Source organism: uncultured Chryseobacterium sp., assembly GCF_913776365.1.
GTDB lineage: Bacteria > Bacteroidota > Bacteroidia > Flavobacteriales > Weeksellaceae > Chryseobacterium.
The window spans coordinates 1-3,037 of record NZ_CAJYMO010000148.1 but is presented as its reverse complement, the minus strand read 5'-3'; the positions used below and the strand labels follow the sequence as shown (position 1 = coordinate 3,037).

Here is a 3,037-nt window from a genome sequence, read left to right as displayed (position 1 = left end):
ACGGGAAAGGGAACATCCGCCTGACGGCACCGGGCAATATGGAGTTCAGTGCCGGAAAGGACATCATTATGAATTCCGGCAAAAACCTCAAACTCAAAACCGGAAACAGCATGGAGTTCATGTCGGGCAACCTGGCGGCTTTCCACATGATGTCGGGGGCGGTATTCTCCACCCCGCTGATGGAAATGTCGGTACCCGTGCACCTGAACATCCAGAGCGGAAAGACCAGCCTTTTTTCCGAAGAAGAGACCATCATCCAGGGAAGGACGACAAACGTAGCCGGGATGGAAAAGCTGATGATCCACTCTGACCGGGAGACCACCGTCAACAGCAAAGGCACCACCCATGTGCTGGGAAAAGACGGCAACAGCCATTCCAACATCCCGAGGGATTACAATCCTTTGGAAAAGAAGATGAATGGCAGGTGCCTGGTACACTTCCGCCCGAAAGAAAACTGGAAAGGTGTAGGCTATGGCTTTGATTGGGTACGGTCAGGAGATACGGCTTTACCGGGAGACCGGGATTATAGGGATGTAATGGGATGGATGGATGGAAAAAAATTTATGCGGGATGAAAAAGAATATCTAAAACTGATTTCATCTTTCCGCAATTATACTTTCGATTACATTGATGCTGATGGGAACGTAACGTCAATGTCCTATGCATTTCCCTATCTTTGTCTTTACCCCAAGACGTATTTCAGAACAAGCAGAGGAGCAGAAATAAAAAAGGATTCCAAATATACCAATACCACTGCCGATCTGGATTTAATGGTGGATATCAAGCGGCCAGTGGACGAAATTGTACTCAAGTATGACAGGAAAAAATTTGCCATCACTCATGATCCTTTCCCCTTATCTACCGGTAATCACCGGATCAGTGCCCGAATTACCTGTCTTGAAGAAATCGAAAATGATCATATTATAGAAGTTCAGGCCAGTTACAAAGGTCCGGATGATACCGTTCGGAAAATGCTAGCAGGAGGCCTTGTCGTTAAAGCTAACAACAAAAGGTATGAGGTTCCTATTGTATTTATTGAAGTAAAAACAGATATCGGCAATGGCAAAAGATTCAGTGAAATCTGGGCTCGTGAGCATGAATCTCAAACCTACCTTAATCAGGCATTGATCAATCCTGTCTTTAAAGACAAAATTTCAATAGATTGCAGCGAAGATATACATCCTGTAAGCGGAATTGTTCATAACCGACGGTGCCGTCTAAATGCCTGTGCCGCTCTGAGAAAAAGAAAACGCGGAGATATTTCCATGAATGACGAAAAACACGGAAATGAGGTCATTTATTTCCTGAAAGATGAATTGGAGTCACTTTATCCCGGTAAGTACGATGATGTCATTAAGATTTTTGTAGTTGACGAAGCCTGCGATACTGCTGCCGGCTATGCATTATCAACTCAAAAAACAGCCGTTTTGTTCCGGGGAGGCTTTGATACTGATAATCGGAATGTGACGACCCATGAAATTATGCATGTATTAGGGCTACCCCATACTTTTGAAAATGAAAGCATTTTTGTTTTTGAGAAATACTCTACCGATAATATAATGGATTATTCAGATACCGCATCAGATTACAGCATGCGTAAAAATGTTTATTCAACTTCACATTGGCAATGGGGAATTATGCAGAAAAATTCCCGCCCGGAGATCTCTTCCAGCCGCTATTTCAGGCATCCCGATCCTATATTATTTCTCAGTCTTTAACTTATAAATAATTTGCTATGAAACCAGAAAATTTCAGCATACTAATAGATGACCGTACCGAATATTTCGACAGAACAAAATTTTACACCGGAAACGAGAACGGATTAACCAAAATATATGAACTTGGAAACGGCACCATTATGAAAGAAGGTGCAGGAGAAGACGGAAGCTGGTTTGCTACGTACAAAACCCGCTCAGGCAGCTGTTTCTCGGTATATCGCGAGTACAACCACAGAGGATGCATCCGGAAAAAGTGGACGGCCTTTCGCAATGGCGGCGCTGTGGTGGGTATCCGATATGACTTTGATGAATCCGGTAAATTACAACGGCAGACAAATGAGGAGGAAAACTTTCTTTTCACTCCCAATGATGTCATCCGTTACTGTCTGGATCAAGGCATTAATTTATATGCTCAAGGAAAAGGTTATGTTGAAAGAGTATCATATCCTGAGGAAGGGAAATATTTGTATATCATTCACTATGTCGGCAAGTTTAAGAGTCAGTCCGGAAAGTTCCGTATTGTGCTGGATGGAAAAACCGGTGAAGAAAAAGAAGTCATTCCGGAATACTGATAATAGCAGGTAAAAAATAACAAACACACCCTATGAACAAAAATATTTCTACCGCCGGCCGCCCCCTTCCCGGCATGGCCCGGATGGTAAAACCCGAGATCATTATCGAAGGAAAGATCATCCGCCATTTCAAGCATTTCATCCTGAACCAGAGTGCCAGGACCCACCATTCTTTTGAGCTTACCCTTCCCCATGATGCCCTGGACCACATCCAGAACCATCAGCTGCAGCATGCCCAAAGGTTCCTCGGCAAGCGCATCACTATTGTCTTCCGGTACAAAGACCATGAAAGCGATGGCCCGGAGCGCACCTTCGTGGGCGTGGTTACCCGGGTGGCCTTCAGCCAGCAGCAGATGAGCCTGGGCGATATCATCCTCAGAGGCGGCAGCCCTACCCTTTTGCTCGATGCAGCCCCTCACTTCCAGAGCTTTGGCGGTGAAAAACCGGTCAACACCGCCTTTATCGCCCAAAGCATCATAAGCCAAGGCCTAGGATCACAGAAGTTCGACATCCGGATCGATACCCAAAACAAAAGCTACATCAGCTACAGCTCGCAATATAACGAGACCCATTACAACTACCTGGCCCGCCTGGCCGAGGCCTACGGCGAGCAGTTCTACTATGACGGGCACACCCTGCACTTCGGAAAGCTCCCGCCCCACGAAAAGCCGCTGACTCTCACTTATGGAAGCAGCGTCAGTAAAGTAAGCGTAGAGCTCAATACGGTCTATACAAAACCTGCCTTCT

General features: G+C 45.6%; 3 protein-coding genes. All 3 read left to right on the top strand.

Annotation, left to right across the window (positions count from 1 at the left end; all coding sequences use genetic code 11):
* Window positions 1-1,718 (top strand): reprolysin-like metallopeptidase (locus tag QZ735_RS07485; protein WP_294246342.1); only part of this gene is annotated, 1,718 nt, incomplete at its 5' end.
* Between the two features lie 17 nt (window positions 1,719-1,735).
* A complete protein-coding gene (locus QZ735_RS07480) occupies window positions 1,736-2,290 on the top strand; it encodes a hypothetical protein (protein WP_294246340.1) in 555 nt (184 codons plus the stop codon).
* A gap of 32 nt (window positions 2,291-2,322) precedes the next feature.
* On the top strand, window positions 2,323-3,037 hold a 715-nt coding region (locus QZ735_RS07475), incomplete at its 3' end, for a contractile injection system protein, VgrG/Pvc8 family (RefSeq protein ID WP_294246338.1).

Excerpts from the sequence above, each read along its gene's own strand:
- QZ735_RS07480 (WP_294246340.1), top strand. The coding sequence starts at position 1,736 with ATGAAACCAGAAAATTTCAGCATACTAATAGATGACCGTACCGAATAT.